Source organism: Sphaerotilus microaerophilus, from assembly GCF_023734135.1.
Taxonomy (GTDB): Bacteria; Pseudomonadota; Gammaproteobacteria; order Burkholderiales; family Burkholderiaceae_C; genus Sphaerotilus; species Sphaerotilus microaerophilus.
This window is the reverse complement of sequence record NZ_AP025730.1, coordinates 707,714-723,785: the sequence shown is the minus strand read 5'-3', so window position 1 is coordinate 723,785 and position 16,072 is coordinate 707,714. Positions and strand designations below refer to the sequence as shown.

The following is a 16,072-nucleotide window of genomic DNA, read 5'->3' as shown; positions in this document are numbered from 1 at the left end:
GATGGGGTCGGGCCGGCTCAGACGCGCCGCACCCAGCCCGTCTTGAGCAGCCACACCAGACCCCGCCGCAGCAGGCGGTCCTGCTCCGGTGTCAGGCCCGCCAGCAGGTCAGCCACCGTGCGCACCGGCGCCTCGCCCCAGCGGCGCCACAGCGGGGCGGCCTGGTCATGGCTGGGCAGCACGCGCCGTGCGAAGCGGTGGCAGGCCAGTTCACGCACCCGGTCGTAGTCGGCGCGCGCGGGCAGGGCCGGCAGGTGCAGCCGGTCGGCATCGCCCAGCACGTGGGTGGCGTAGCCGCCGAACATGCGGAATGGGTCCATGCGATCGGGCGCCTGCGCCATCGGCAATGCACCATGCAGGTCGAGCGCATGCTGGCGCTGCTCGGCCAGCCGGGCCCAGAGGTCACGGTACTGGCGCATCACCACGGTCCAGTCGTACACGCTGCGGGCGCGCTCGCGACCGGCCGCGCCCATGCGCTGGCGCAGGGCGGGGTCGTCCAGCAATTGGGCGAAGGCCCGCTCGGCGGCGTCGACGTCCACCGCCACCAGTTCGCAGACCTGACCGCAGTAAATGTCGTAGTTGTCCTGGCCGCTGTCGTAGCGGGCGGCGAGGTCCACCCCCGCGCCCGCCGGGGGCAGCGTGGTGGGCACGCGAAATCCGTCGATGCCGTCGCGCACGGTGTCCTTGTAGCCATCCCAGTCGCTGACCACGCAGGGCAGGCCGGTGGCCAGGGCCTCGATCGGCGTGAGGCCGAAGGTCTCCTGGATGTTGTCGGACAAGGACGTGAAGACGTCGGCCGCCGCCCAGGCAGTGCGCCAGGCCGTGGCGTCGCCGCCATCGGCATGGTGGTGCTGCACGGCGGGCGCGAGCAGATCCTGCGCGTCCTCGAAGGCGCGGCGGATGGCGTCGTTGGCGTACTGGCCGCACATCACCAAGTGGATGCGCCGCTGCGGCCGGGCCTGCGCGCAGCGCTGCAGCGCCACCAGCAGCGGGTGCGGGTGCGCCTTGGCGTGGAAGGACAGGCGCCCGGCAAACAGCACCACGGGCTCGTCGGCGGCGATCCCCAGCCGCGTCCGCGCCTGGGCCCGCTCGTCGGGCGTGAACCTGAAATCGGCCGTGTGCACGCCCAGCGGAATGACGGGCAGCTGGGGCAGCTCGAAGCGCGTGGCCCCCAGGCGCCAGCGCAGATAGTCGGCCTGCGCCTGCAGCACCTCATTGACGGCGGTACGCCCGGCATGCGAGGTGCAGATCAGCGCATCCCAGGGCCGCACCGGTGCGGTCAGCAGCTCGGTGAGCGAGGTCATCACCGCATGCGTGGCGATGGTGTGCGTGACCCCGCAGACGCTGAAGCGGCGTTCGCCCACGGCGGCCCGGCGCCAGGCCATCTCGGCGAGCCCGGGCATGGGCAGGTACAGGCAGCCGGACTCGGCCACGCGGCCCAGGCCATCCATGCCCAGCAGGTCGACCGGACCGTCGTGGCCCGCCTCGGCCAGCGCAGCACGCGCCGCAGGCGCCTGCGTTGGGCTGGTCAGCAGGGTCTGCACGGGGCCGGCGCCGGCGGACTGGACAAAGGCCCGCAGGAAGCCCGCACCGGCAGACTGCCGGCCCATGAGCTTGGCACCGCGGGTGCTGTAGCCGTCGCTGCTGAACAGGAAGGCAGCCGCCCCCGCAGAGCCCTGCGCCATCAGTGCAAGCCCTGCCCGGCGATCGCCTGCAGGTCCACCTTGAGAGGCTGCACGGGCAACTTGAACCCGTTGCCCAGTCCCACCGCCTCGGGCGTGAGCCCGCCGACGGCGGCCATCAGGCGGTAGGCGCCGATGCGGGTGTCATACATCGCGTTGATCTTGTTGGCAAGCACACCGAAATACTCTACCTCAGCGTCCAGCGCGCTCAGCGCGGTTTCCTTGCCGGCGTCACGCAGACGCTTGCGGTTGAGCATCACGTCACGCGCAATGCCCGCGGCACTGTCGAGCAGCTCCAGGCGCTCGCGGCCGTTGACCAGCTGGTTCCACGACACGCGGATGGCTTCGCGCACCTTGTTGCGCTGCGCGACGTCGCGCTCCATCAGCTCGTCCTTGTCCTTCAGCGCGGCGCTGACACGGTGGTCGTTCTCGTTGCCGGCCGAGAAGCTCCAGTTCAGGCGCAGCAGCATCGAGTAGTCGTCGCGCTTGGCGGTGGCGTTGGCGCCGCGGTCGTAGTTGCGCGCACCCACCAGGTCCACCACCGGACCGCCGCCGGCCCGCGCGGCCAGGATCTGGTCGCCGGCCTTGCTGATCTGCATGGCAGACAACTTCAGCCGCGGACTCTGGTTCAACCCCAGGTTCAGGGCCTCGGGCAGCGAGGCCGGCAGGCCAGCCTGGAAGATGCCCAGGTCCTGCAACTGGGCGATGTCGGGCGCCCGGCCGAAGGTCTGTTCGTAGTTGGCCATCGCGTCACGCAGGGCCTGTTCGTAGAACACGCGGCGCTCCTTCACGATCTGGAGTCGGGTGCGGGCCTGCATCACGTCCACGGCAATGCCGCCGCCGCCCTCGACCCGCTTGCTCTCCAGCTCCAGCTGGTTGCGGGTGGTGTCCTCGTTGAGCCGGCTCAGGCCGATCAGCGTCTGGTAGCGCCCCACCTGCAGGTAGGCCGTGAGGGCCTCCAGCAACAGGTCCTGTGTGAGCGACTGCAGGTTCAGGCCCTGCATGCTCACATCGGCCGTCGCCAGGTCCACGGCGGCACGGTTGCGGCCACCGTCATAGACCACCTGCTCCACCGACACCCCCACCTTGCGGCGGATCAGATCGCTGGAGGTGCCCGGCGTGACAACGCCATCGCTGCCCAGTTCCATGGTCTGGCTGGGCCGGTAGCTGGTGGAGCGGATCGACTCGAGGCCGCCGTCGCCGGTCAGCGACAGGCGGGGAAGGTTGGCCGCCTCCGCGGCACCGACGCGCTCCCTGGCCGCATCGGTGGCGTGCCGGTTGGCGCGGATTAGCGGGTGATCCGTCAGGACGTTCAACAACTCGTCCTGCAGGGGCTTGCCCTGGGTCTGGACACACACCAGGACGGGCAGCAGAGCCGCCCACAGCTTGTTGATCTTCATGATGGCCATGGCTTGTTCTCCGGATGCGGTTCAGTCGCGGTGAGGGGAATCAGACCTCTCGCAAGGCTTCTTGCTTGAGCTTGAGGATGGGGCGCAGCAGCGCCCAGAAGACGGAATTGGTGGCCACGCGCACGTCAACATCGGCCGTCATGCCCGGCGAAATGGGCATCGCCGCGGCGCTGTCGCCAACATAGGCACGGTCGGTCTTGACGACGACGCGGTAGAACTGTTCGTCGTTGCGACCCACATCGGTGTCCGCCGCGATCGACTGCACCTGCCCGGTCAGGCCACCGAAGCGGTAGTAGTCGTAGGCCGAGACCTTCACCAGGGCCGACTGGCCCACCTCGATGAAGCCGCGGTCGGCCGGGTTCAGGCGCAGCTCGATGACGAGCTCGTCCTTCACGGGCACCACCTCCATGATGGGCTCGCCGGCCTTCACCACATTGCCGGCCGCCTGGTACTTGACGTTCTTGACGATGCCGTCGATGGGCGCGCGGATCACGGCGCGCTGCTCCTGGTCCTGCGCCCGGTTGAGCTCCTTGCCCAGGCTGGCGATCTTGCGTTCGAGCTCACCCAGCTCATCGGAGGCCCGGCGGCGGAAGCGCGACTCCTCCTCGCGGCGGCGCGCGAAAGCCTCGTCGGCCTGGGCCTGCGCACCCGGGATCGCCTGGCGCGTGGCTTCCAGATCGCCTTTGATGCGCTCCACCGCACTGCGGCGCTGGAAGTGCTCCAGCTCCGACACCAGTTTGTCCTTGACCAGGTTCTCCGAGATCGCCAGCTCCTGCTGCGCGATGCGCAGGCCGGCTTCCAGCGAGCTCATGCGGGCCCGCAGCTCGGCCACGCGCTGGCGCCCCTGCGCGATCTGGCCGTCCAGCGCGGCCAGCGTATTGGTCAGCTCTTCGCGGCGGGCGCGGAAGGTGGCGACCTCCGCCTCGGCAGAGGCCCTGAGCTGCGGGTCACGCTCGGGCGAGGTGACCAGCAGGGTGCCACGCGCCTCGGCTTCCAGGCGGGCCTTGACGAAGCGGAACGAGCCCATGCGGGCGGACATCTCGTCACCGTTGACCCCGGCGGTGGCCAGGTCCAGCTCAATCAGCGGCTCGCCCGCCTTGACGATCTGGCTCTCGCGCACCAGCAGCTTCTTGACGATGCCCCCCTCCAGGTGCTGGATGACCTTCACCTTGTCGTAGGGCACCACCTTGCCCTGGGTCGTCACCACGCGGTCCACGTGCGCCAGCACCGACCACGCCAGCAGTGCGAACAGCGCCAGCAGAATGCGGAGGTCCCAGAGGCGCCAGCGGGTCTCGCCGACCCGCTCCAGCACCGCGTCCAGGCTCCGGGGAGCAGTCATTTCGGTCATGCGGCCTCCGCTTCACGGGTCTTGTCTTCGTGGTTCACCACCACGGCGGGGCGGGGCGGGGCGTAGCCCAGCCGGGGCAGCACCTCCCGCGCCGGACCGGCGGCGGCCAGGCGGCCACGATCGAGCACCAGGATGCCGTTGCATTGGGTCAGCACCGCCGGGCTGTGGGTCACCGCGATCACGGTGTGGTCCACCGCCAGCGCCTTGAGCGTGGCCACGAAGGCCTGCTCGGCCGCTGCGTCGAGGTCCGAGGTCGGCTCGTCCAGCAGCAGCACGGGCGGGTCGTTCAACAGGGTCTGCGCGATGGCGATGCGCTTGCGCTGCCCGCCGGAGAAGCGCTGCCCGCCCTCGCCCACATCGGTGTCGAAGCCGTCGGGCAGGTTGACGATGAAGTCGTAGGCCCCGGCCAGCCGGGCCGCGTTCAGGATCTGCGCATCGCTGACGCCCTGCGCGCCCAGCACGATGTTGTCGCGGATGCTGCCCGCCACCAGGCGCGGCTGCTGCGGCAGCAGGCCGATCCAGGCGCTCAGGTCGCGCTGGCCGAACTGCTGCAGGTCGGCGCCATCGAGCAGCACCCGGCCGGCCGCTGGCGTGTACAGGCCACGCAGCAGCTTGAGCAGGGTCGACTTGCCGCTGCCGTTGTTGCCCACCACCGCATGCAGGCCGAAGGGACCGAGCTGGCCCGACAGCGCGTGGATCTGGTCCTGCGCCATGCGCGGGTAGCGAAAGTGCAGCGCCTCCATCGTCAGCACACCCCGTGGCCGCGGGAGCGCCACGGGCGACTGCTCACGGTCCAACGGCAGCGCGAACAGGTCGTCGAGCCGCTTGCGCGCCGCCACGAACTGGCCGAACGAGCGCCACTGCGCCACCAGCTGCACCAGCGGCGACACCAGCTTGCCCGACAGGATGTTCACCGCGATCAGCGCGCCCATGCTCATCAGCTGGTTCAGGATGGCCAGTGCGCCCAGGCTGGTCATCGCCACGGTGGACGCCGTGCTCATGCCCTGGGCCACGTCGCGGTAGTGGTCCATCTCCCGGCTGCGCGCCAGCGACTCTTCCATCCAGCGGCCGTAGTGCGACTCCCAGCGCGTGCGCATGCTGTCGGACGGGCCCAGCGTCTTGAGGTGCAGGCGCGAGGCCGACAGGTCCGAGAGCATGGTGTCGCGCGACATCAGGCGCTCCTTCTCCTGCTCGCTGCCCGTCTTGAGCACCCGCTCGGAGCGCCAGGCCAGCAGCACGAAGGCGGCCATCACCCCCAGCGCGACCGGCAACATCGGCCAGGCGATGAAGCCGACCAGCACCAGCGTCAGCACCAGGAACGGCAGGTCGATGACCAGCAGCGCCGCCGCGCCCGCGGTGGTGCCACGCACCAGCTCGATGTCGCGGAACACCGTCTGCCAGAAGGCCGGGGGGCGGCTTTCCAGCTCCAGCGCGGGCAGGCGCGTCAGGCGCTCGTACACGGCACGGGCCACGGCCACCTCGATGCGTGCACCGATGCGCTGCATCAGCGTGGCGCGTCCCCGGCGCAGGCCGTGGTCGAACGCGATGGCCAACCCCATGCCCAGCACCAACGCCACCAGGGTGGTCATGCCGCCCTTGGCGATCACCCGGTCATACACCTGCAGCGAGAACACCGCCGCCAGCAGGCCGAGCAGGTTCACGCCGAAGGCCAGCACGATGACCTGCAGGTAGGCCGGGCGCAGCGGCCTCAGCACCTCGGACAGCCACCCCGCCCCGCTCGGAACCGGTGCGGGCAGCGCCTGCGCCGGCGGCTGATCCGCCGCCTGCAGGAACCGCCAGCCCGACCTGGCCGCCCGCAGGCGCTCCTGCAAGCCCGGTGTACCGGCCCCGTCAGGGTCGGGAACACGTGCCAAGTGCGGCGGGATTTCGTCTTCGTTCACGGCAATCAGCCTCCAATGCTGGGCGTGACCGAGTCGTCCAAGGCCACGTAGATGTTGCTGGTGCCGAAGCGGTACATCGAGAAGGAGCCCGTCCCATCGACCGTCGTGTTGTCGCCGGTGTCGGTCCAGCCCGAGGTGAGCTGCACCGAGTCGGTCCCCGCCGTGCTGTCGATCACCAGCACGTGGCCGGTCTGATAGCCCGCAACGTCAACGGCCAGGTTGGATTCACCGGTCATGTTCAGCACGTCCGCATCGGACAGTGTGATCACCTGATTCCCTGCCCCCAGCTTCAGCACCTCGATGCTACGAACGACGTCATCGCTCAAAGTGCGGAAGTCCACGGTCATTGCCGCCGTCATTTCCAGACTGTCGACACCGGTGCCACCGTCGAGGCGGAAGAAGGTGGTCGTCGAGACACGCAGTTGGTCATTGCCCGCACCACCGTCCATGGTGTCGACGCCACCGCCTGCGATGAGGGTGTCGTTGCCCGAGCCACCGCTGATCGAGTCGTTGCCCCCGGCGCCATCGATCGAGTCGTTGCCCGTGCCGCCCAGCAGGGTGTCGCTGCCTCCGGTGGCAACGATGGTGTCGTTGCCGCTGTAGCCATCGACATAGCCCGACCAGTTGTTGCCCAGCGTCACCGAGTCGTTGCCCTGGCCGCCGATCAGCCCTTCGACGTAGTAGTAGTACTCCGTCTCGCCAAACAGGTTGAAGGTGTTGCCGTTGCCGTTGGTCGCGTAGAAGGTGCCGAAGTTGAGGTCACGCTGCTCGTTGCTGTAGCTCAGGATGTCGACGCCGTTCTCACCGTAGTACTGGTCCTGGCTGCCGTCGACGGAGCCGATCATCAGGTCGTTGCCGTCACCCCCATAGACCGTGTCCTGGCCCGTACCGGCGTCGAGTGTGTCGTTGCCGGCGTTGCCGTAGAGCTGGTCCAGGCCGGCCGCGGCCACCACGCTGTCGTGGCCATTGCCACCCTGCAGGGTGTCGTTGGCAGCGGCACCTATCAGGGTGTCGTCCGACTCGCCACCGATCAACTGCTCGAAGCCGGTGAAGCTGTCGGTCTTGCCGGTGCCCGTGGCGATGCCCGTGGCCAGGTTGATCGTCAGCGCGCTGGCGTAGCCGGCATAGGTCAGCGTGTCGGTCCCGACGCCGCCGTCGAGCGTGTCGTTGCCGGCACTGCCCGTGAGGGTGTCGTTGCCGAGGTTGCCACGCAGCACGTTGGCGTCGACCGAGCCGGTGAGGCTGTCGCTGCCGGAGCCGCCGCTGACGTTCTCGAAACCGCTGATGGTGTCGGTGCCCTCACCCGTCGAAACGCTGGTCTGCAGGTTCACCGTGAGGCTGGCGCTACTGGCGTCAAAGCTCAGGGTGTCGATGCCATCACCCGCAGCCAGGGTGTCGTTGCCGGCACCACCACCGATGATGTCGTCACCGCTGCTGCCGGTGATCTGGTCGGCGCCGGAGCCACCGATCACGCCTTCGAAGTTCGAGACCGTGTCGCTGCCCAGGCCGCTGTAGCTCACCACGCCCTGCCAGCTGCTGCCCAGGTTCAGGTTCAGCACAGCGCTCGTGGCGCTCAGGTCCAGCACGTCGATGCCATCGCCGCCGTCGAGCGTGTCATCACCGGCACCGCCGCTGAGCATGTCGTTGCCGTCGCCACCCAGCAGGGTGTCGCTGCCTGACGCGCCGCGCAGGCTGTCATGGCCCGCTGCGCCTTCCAGCACGGCCGCTGCGCTGCCCGCGGCCAGCGAGAGCTGGTCGTTGCCCAGACCGCCACCCAGGCCTTCGAGGTTGGTGTAGTAGTCGTAGTAGGTGCCCGTACCGACCTGGTACTGCAGGTTGTTCTGGCCTGCCGAGCCGGCGGTGAAGTTGGTGATCGACAGGTCGCTGGTGACGGCGCTGTAGCGCAGCAGGTCGGTGCCGGCCTCGCCTTCGAACAGGTCGCTGTTGTGGGCATCCAGTCCGGCGATGAAGACGTCGTTGCCAGCGCCACCACGCAGCGTGTCGGCACGGCTGCTGCCTTCCAGGGTGTCGTTGCCCGAGCCGGTCTGCACCGACTCGAAGCCGCTCACCAGGTCGAGGCGGCCGGCGGCGTCGGTGACCTGGCCCGTGGCCAGGTTGACGCTCAGCGCGCCGGTTTCAGCCGCGTAGTTCAGCAGGTCGGTACCGGCGCCGCCGTCCAGCGTGTCGTTGCCGGCACTGCCGACGAGGGTGTCGTTGCCATCGTTGCCACGCAGCTCGTTGGCCACCGAGGAACCGGTGATCGAGTCATTGCCGTTGCCGCTGTAGACGTACTCGAAGCCGCTGATGACATCGGTGTAGCCGAAGCCGTCGTTGCTGACCGTCTGCGTCGCCAGGTTGACGGTGACATGGCCGGCCCAGGCAAAGCTCAGGATGTCCACGCCCGCGCCGCCGATCAGGGTGTCGGTGCCGGCACCGCCCCCCATGATGTCGCTGCCCGAGGTGCCGGTGATCGAGTCGGCGTAGTTGCCATTGCTGCCGACCACGCCCTCGAAGTTGCGCACGGTGTCGGTGCCGATGTTGCTGAAGGTCAGCGTGCCCTGCCAGCTGGTGTTCAGGTCGATGGAGACCGCCTGGGTCGCATCCCACAGCACCAGCGCGTCGATGCCGGCGCCGCCGTCCAGGTAGTCGTCACCGTAGCTGCCGGCGATGACGTCGTTGCCGGCGCCGCCCAGCTGGATGTCGGAGCCATAGCTGCCGTACAGGCTGTCGTTGCCATCGCCACCCAGCAGCGAATCGTTGCCGTTGCCGCCGTCGACCGAGTCCTCGCCCACGCCGCCCAGCAGGGTGTCGTTGGCGTTCTGGCCGTACAGGGTGTCGTTGCCGAGGTAGCCGTCCATGTAGGCTGCGACGCCGTGGTTGTTCCTCAGGTAGTCGTTGCCCTGACCGCCGATCAGGCCCTCCACGTTGTTGAAGTACTGGGTCTGGCCGGCGACGGTGAACCACAGGTCACCGCCATAGCCCGCGTAGAAGCCATTGCCGGTCTGGAAGTTGATGTCGACGGTGATGGCCTGGTAGTTCAGGACGTCGAAGCCGGCTTCACCGTAGTACCGGTCCTGGTAGCTGTCGGCTTCGCCGTAGAACACGTCGTCGCCATCGCCGCCCCAGAAGGTGTCCTGGCCCGCGCCGCCGCTGAAGCTGTCTGCGCCGGCACCGCCCTGCAGGTTGTCGTTGCCAGTGCCGCCCTGCAGGCTGTCGACGCCGTCACCGCCCAGCAGCGTGTCGTTGCCAGTGCCGCCGTCCAGGCTGTCGTTGCCCAGGCCGCCGTCGAGCGAGTCGTTGCCATCGAGGCCCAGCAGGATGTCGGAGCCGTCGTTGCCCAGCAGCACGTTGGCGTCGAGTGAGCCCTGCAGCCAGTCGCTGGCCGAGCCGCCGTTGACGTTCTCGAAGCCGACGACGCTGTCGGTCCCGCTCTGGCCGTCGCCAACGCTCACCGCGCTGGTGCGGTTCAGACTCAGGTCCACACTCAGGGAGCGGGTGGCGTTGCTGAAGTCCAGCGTATCCAGCCCCGCACCGCCGGTCAGGCTGTCGTTGCCGACGCCGCCACCAATGATGTCGGCACCGCTGCTGCCGGTGATCGTGTCATTGGCCGAGCCACCGATGATCCCCTCGAAGCCACTGATCGTGTCGGTGCCCAGGGTGGCATCGGTGATCGTGCCGGGCCAGCCGGCCGACATGTCGAAGTTCATCGCCGTGCTGCTGGCCGACATGTCGAGCACGTCGTAGCCGCCATTGCCCACCAGCGAATCGTTGCCGAGCCCGCCGGCGATGGTGTCGTTCTGGCTGCCCCCGTTGATGGTGTCATTGCCCGCGCCACCCTGCAGCAGGTTGCTGCCGCTGGTGCCGTAGATCAGGTCGTTGCCATCGCCACCCTGCACGGTGTCGTTGCCGGCACCGGCGTCCAGGGTGTCGTCACCGGCATCGCCCTGCACCAGGTCGTTGCCATTGCTTCCCTGCAGGCTGTCGTTGTCGCCACCCCCCATCAGGGTGTCGTTGCCGTTGCCGCCATCGAGGGTGTCGTTGCCCAGGCCGCCCAGCAGCAGGTCGCTGCCTTCCTCGCCATAGAGCTGGTCGATGCCGGCATCACCCTGGAGGGTGTCGTTGTCATTGCCACCCCACAGCGAGTCATTGCCGTCGCCGCCCAGCAGGGCATCGGTGCCGTTCTCGCCGTAGAGGCGATCGTCGCCGGCGCCGCCCTGCAGCGTGTCGGCATCGTCGCCACCGTACAGGATGTCGTTGCCGTCACCGCCGTCGACCAGATCGCGGCCCGACTCGCCCATCAGCGAATCGGCACCCGCGCTGCCACCCAGCGTGTCGGAGCCCGCGCCACCCCACAGGGTGTCGTCGGCGGAGCCGCCCATCAGCGAATCGGTGCCCGTACCACCCTGGACCATCTCGAAGCCCGTGAAGGTGTCGGTGCCCAGGCCCGTGTCCTGCGCGGTGCTCAGCGACAGGTCGAGGTGGATCGGCGAGCTGGTGCCCGCAAAGGTCAGCAGGTCGATGCCGAGACCACCGTCCATGACATCGTTGCCCAGGCCACCGGAGACGGTGTCGTTGCCGAGACCCGCCATGATGGTGTCGGCTCCGGCGCCGCCATCCAGGCTGTCTGCCGCAGCGGTGCCGACCATCGAGTCGCTACCCGCGCCGTCGACCACCACCACCACCGTGTTGCAGGCGACATAGATGTTCTCGTCACGGAAGCGGTAGATGGCATAGCTGCTGCCGCCACCCAGCACCGTGGTGCTGTCACCGGTCGCCAACCAGCCCTCGCCGAACAGGCGCAGGCGGTCACTGGTGCTGCTCGCATCCACCACCAGCAGCGCCTTGCCGCTGGCCGCGCCGTAGCTGGCGTTGTCGACCGCCGCATTGCCGGTGGCCGCGAAGGTGCGCACGTTGGTGTTGTCCAGGGCCACCGTCTGGTTGGTGGTGGCCATGCGCAGCATTTCCACATTGGCCAGGCGGACCTGGGTCGTGGCCCGGAAGTCGTAGCTGCCGCCAGCGTTCAGGCTGACTGTGTCGACCCCGTCGCCGCCGTCGATGTCCAGCTCGAAGCTGCCGTTGTCGGTCAGGGCGATCACGTTGAAGAGGTCATCCCCCGCCTCGCCCAGCAGGCGGTCGGATTCCGTGGACTGGTTGAAGACGTCGTTGCCTGCACCGCCGCGGATCAGGTCGGAACCCGAGCCACCGTCCAGCGTATCGGCACCGGCGCCACCCATCAGGGTGTCGTTGCCGTTCTCGCCGTACAGCAGGTCGTTGTCGTCGCCGCCGTCGATCGAGTCCAGGCCCTCACCGCCGTACAGCGAGTCCACGCCGGCACCGCCGAGGACGGTGTCCTGGTCGTTGCCGCCGTAGGCCAGGTCATTGCCCGCGCCGCCATTGATCGAGTCGTTGGCGTTCCCGCCGTCCAGGGTGTCCTGGCCGTCGCCACCGGCAAGCACGTCGCGCCCGGCATTGCCGATCAGGCTGTCGTTGCCGGTGCTGCCGGTCAGGGTGTCGGAGCCACTGCCGCCCCACACCACTTCAATGCCGGTGACCGTGTCGCTGCCTTCGCCAGTGGAGGTGCCCGCGGTCAGGTCCACCACCATGGCGGCAGTGGCCGGCGTCAGGTCCAGCACGTCGGCCGTACCGGCGCCGCCGTCCAGCGCGTCGTTGCCCAGGCCCCCCACCAGGGTGTCGTTGCCGGCACCGCCGAGCAGGGAGTCGTTGCCCACGCCGCCCAGCAGGGAGTCAGCACCGTCGCCACCCGACAGGGTGTCGTGGCCAGCACCGCCGCTCATGGTCTCGTTGACCGCTGTGGCACTGGCACCGACGATGCTGTCATTGCCGCTACCGCCGACATAGGCCTCGAAGTTGCTGATGGTGTCGACATTGCCGGCGCCGCTGTTGGCGCTGCCCGCAGCGACGTCGATGCTGACCGCGGTCGACTGGCGGCTGTAGTCCAGCGTGTCGTTGCCGGAGTGGCCGTCCAGGGTGTCGTTGCCCAGGCCGCCATACAGGCTGTCAGCGCCGGTACTGCCCTTGATGCTGTCTGCAAGTCCGCTGCCGATGAGGCCTTCCACACCGCTCAGGTGGTCGATGCCCGCATCGCCGTCGGCAGTGACCTGGTTGCTGGCCAGCGACAGGTCGGCCGTGATGGCGGCCGCGGCGCCGCTGTAGTCGGCCCAGTCGCTGCCGCCATTGCCGATGAGGGTGTCGTTGCCGGCGCCGCCAATCAGGGTGTCGTCGCCGGTGTTGCCGTCGAGCGAGTCATTGCCGCTGCCGCCGATCAGGGTGTCGCGGCCGTCATGGCCGAGCAGGGTGTCATTGCCGGCCCCACCATCGAGGTAGCCGTCGCGCTCGCCCGGGTTGTAGACGTCCTGGCCACCCGCGTCGATGTAGATGTAGTCGTTGCCGCTGCCGGCGATCATGCCCTCGATGCCGCTGTACCAGTCGTCGTGGCCGTCGTAGAGGCTGGACGTACTGCCGTTCCAGTCGTCGTCACGCCCCTGGCCCGGGTCGTTGCTACCCGGGATGTCGAGCAGGAAGCGCACCCACTCATCGCGGTTGTACAGGCGGAATGCGTCACCGCGCCCCTGCGAATAGCGGATGTCGTAGGTGACGGCCGAGAAGTCGAGGAGGTCGAAGCCGTTGCCGCCGTAGATCGAGTCCATCGCCGCGTCGTCGTTCATCACGAAGACGTCGTTGCCATCACCACCGTACAGGGCGTCATTGCCGTTGCCACCCTCCAGCGTGTCGTTGCCCTCGCTGCCATACAGCACGTTGTTGCTGCTGTTGCCGGTGATGCGGTCATTGTCGAAGCCGGCGACCACGTTCTCCATGTTGCTCAGCGTGTCGGTGCCCTCGCCGGTGGCGACGCCGGTGGCGAGGTTGACGTTGAGGGCGTTGGTCACCGTCGCGTACATGGCGGTGTCGTTGTCGGCGCCGCCGTCGATGGTGTCGTTGCCGGCACCGCCGCTGATCGTCTCGGCGTAGAGGCTGCCGACGATGCTGTCGTTGCCCGAACCGCCCAGCACGGCCTCCATCGACCCCGTCGTGACGGCGTCCGCGCCCGCTTCGCCGTCGGAGCTGATGACCCCGGTGGACAGGTTGACGTTCAGGTTGCCGGAAACACCACGGTAGTCCAGCACGTCGTTGCCGCCACCGGCATTGAAGCTGTCATTGCCCGCGCCGCCGTAGAACCAGTCATTGCCGTTGTTGCCGACCAGGGTGTCGTTGCCGGCACCGCCGATCAGGGTGTCGTCGCCGCTGCCGCCACTCAGCGAGTCGTGACCGCCACGACCATCGAGCGAACCGCTGCCGCTGTAGATGTTGACTGCATCGTTGCCCGAACCGACGATGATGCCGTCCACGTCGTAGAACTGATCCGCCGCGCCAACATCGCTGGTGATCGTGATCGAGCCACCGTACTGGAAGTACACGTTGGCGTTGATCGCCGTGGTCGCGTCGCTGTAGTCGGCGATGTCGGTACCCGTGCCACCGAAGAAGGTGTCGTTGCCAGCACCACCGCGCAGCGTGTCGTTGCCCGCACCGCCCTCGAAGTACTCGGCACCGCTGCCGCCGATGGCCTGGTCGTTGCCGCCACCGCCGGTGACGGTCTCGATGTTGCTGAAGCTGTCGGTGCCTGTGCTGCTGCCCGTGACCGTGCCACCGCCTGCCGCGCCGTAGGTGATGCTCAGGCCGGCACTCACACCGGTGTAGTCGAGCTTGTCGCCGCCAGCCCCGCCGTCGACGGTGTCGTTACCGGCACCGCCGGAGAAGTATTGGGTCCCGGCCGCACCGGTCAGCGAGTCCGCGCCACTGCCACCGATGACCGACTCCACGGAGGTGAAGCTGGCCACGACGCTACCACCCACGGTGCCCGTGCCATCGGCGGTGAAGAGCACCGTGACGCCGCTGCCGTTGGCGCTGTAATCCAGCGTGTCGGTACCCGCACCGCCCTGGACCACCACGGCGCCGTCGGCGTTGACGAAGACGTCGTTGTAGCCGCCGCCGATGACGGTCTCGATGCCGCTGAAGCTGTCGGTGCCCTGGTTGGCCGTGCGCGCCGTGCCCGAGGTAGCCCCCGTGAAGGTGACGACCACCGCCGAGTCGACGCCGCTGTAGTCCAGCGCGTCGTTGCCGCTGCCGCCGACGAAGCTGTCGTTGCCGCCGGCTCCGGCATGCCAGGTCAGCACATCGTCGCCGGCGCTGCCGATGATGGTGTCGGCGCGGTTGGAGCCGTAGACGGTCTCGACCGCCGTGAAGCCGTCGGTGCCGGTCTGCGTGCCGCTGACCGTGCCGGCTCCCGCCGCGCTGTAGGTGATCGCCAGGCCTTCGTTGGCGCTGCGGTAGTCCAGCATGTCGTTGCCGGCGCCGCCGTCCACGCTGTCGTTGCCACGGCCGGCGATGAAGGTGTCGTCGCCGTTGCCGCCACCCAGGGTGTCGTTGCCCAGTCCGCCGACCAGCGAATCGTTGCCGTCATCGCCGGTCACCGCGTCAGCACCTTCGCCGGCGTAGACCGTGTCGTTGCCGGCGTTGGCCGTGACCGTGTCGGCACCCGAGCCGCCGTAGAGCACCTCGCCTGCGGCGGTACCCGCCAGGGCGCCTCCCGCAGTGCCGGTGGTCGGGACCAGGTTGGTGACGACGAAGAGGTTGCCGCCGTTGGCCTGGTAGACCGTGAAGAGGGCAGCGCTGCCCGCCACCGCGGTGGTGACGCCGGTGCTGCTCCAGTCGGCCCCGTTGAGCACCAGGGCGTCGCTGCCTGCGCTGCTGTTGACCACGAGCACGTTGCCGCGCTGGAAGCGGGCATCTGCGACCGTGGTGTTGGTCTGCCCGGTCATGCGCAGCACGTCCGTGGCGCTCAGGGTCAAGGTCTGGTTGCCGCTGCCCAGCTGCACCACCTCGATGTTGGCGACCCGGGTATTGCCCACGGCCGTGAGGTCCAGCGTCATCGAGCCCAGGAGCTCCAGCGTGTCGACGCCGGAACCGCCATCGAGCTGGAAGAAGTGATTGTCGACGACCTGCAGCAGGTCGTTGCCGGCACCACCGTTGAGCACGTCGGCACCGCCGTCGCTGACCAGCGTGTCGTTGCCGGCATTGCCGATCAGGCGGTCCTGGCCGATCAGGGCCACGGTGCTGTTGCCGCGGTGGCCGGTCAGGGTGGCCCCGCTGGTGCCCTGGACCACCTGCACGGTGGTCTGGCCATTGCCCAGGCCGGACCAGGTGGCGTCCTTGTAGGACGACAGCGCGGTTGAACCGTAGAAGATCTGTGCACCCGTGTTGCTCACGAGGGACATGTCGTCGAAGCCGTCGCCGTCCACGTCGCCCAACGCCGTCCACTCGCCGTTGCCGGTTCCCAGCATCTGGATGCCGTAGTCCTGCACCTCCAGCGTGTCGACGTTGCGCCAGGCTGCACTGCCCTGCCCCAGGAAGAGGTAGGACGAACCGGAACCCGAGGTGGCGTTGTTCGCGGCGGCCCCTTCGAGCTCGCCGCTGGACTGGATGATGAAGTCGTCGTAGCCGTCGCCGTTGACGTCGCCAACGCCGGTCCAGCTGGCATTGGTCAACAGGTCACCGTCGATCGCGCCGGTGATGCGGAAGCCCTGGCCGCGGGCAGCCAGGTTGCCCAGGCTGACATTGGCGTCCCAGATGTCGTTGCCGGCCCCGGCCACATTGGCCCCGCCGAACACCACATAGGCGGCGCCGTTGGACTTGGCGTTGTAGTTGTCGGCCGGG

At 68.6% G+C, this 16,072-nt stretch carries 5 protein-coding genes (1 of these 5 only partly in view); all 5 read right to left on the bottom strand.

Annotated features, from left to right (window positions below; all coding sequences use genetic code 11):
- Nucleotides 1–17: 17 nt before the first annotated feature.
- Tightly spaced (at most 40 nt apart), the 5 genes in view from NGK70_RS03040 to NGK70_RS03015 form a layout consistent with a single transcriptional unit that may run on beyond the window.
- Nucleotides 18–1,685, bottom strand: coding sequence for a glycosyltransferase family 4 protein (locus NGK70_RS03040; protein WP_251971904.1), 1,668 nt, complete (start codon nt 1,683–1,685; stop codon nt 18–20).
- Complete coding sequence (locus tag NGK70_RS03035; protein WP_251971903.1) at nt 1,685–3,091, bottom strand: TolC family protein; 1,407 nt, start codon at nt 3,089–3,091, stop codon at nt 1,685–1,687. Before NGK70_RS03035 ends, NGK70_RS03040 begins: the two co-directional genes overlap by 1 nt.
- A 40-nt stretch (nt 3,092–3,131) precedes the next feature.
- Nucleotides 3,132–4,430: an HlyD family type I secretion periplasmic adaptor subunit gene (locus NGK70_RS03030; RefSeq protein WP_251971902.1), complete on the bottom strand. Its 1,299-nt coding sequence runs from the start codon at nt 4,428–4,430 to the stop codon at nt 3,132–3,134.
- 5 nt (nt 4,431–4,435) lie between these two features.
- Entirely contained in the window at nt 4,436–6,340 is a 1,905-nt protein-coding gene (locus NGK70_RS03025) for a peptidase domain-containing ABC transporter (RefSeq protein WP_251971901.1), read from the bottom strand.
- Nucleotides 6,341–6,345: 5 nt separating this feature from the next.
- Nucleotides 6,346–16,072: the 3' portion of an Ig-like domain-containing protein gene (locus tag NGK70_RS03015; RefSeq protein ID WP_310742575.1), read on the bottom strand. It continues 26,753 nt past the right edge of the window; only the last 9,727 of its 36,480 coding nucleotides appear in the window; its start codon lies beyond the right edge, outside the window; the stop codon is at nt 6,346–6,348.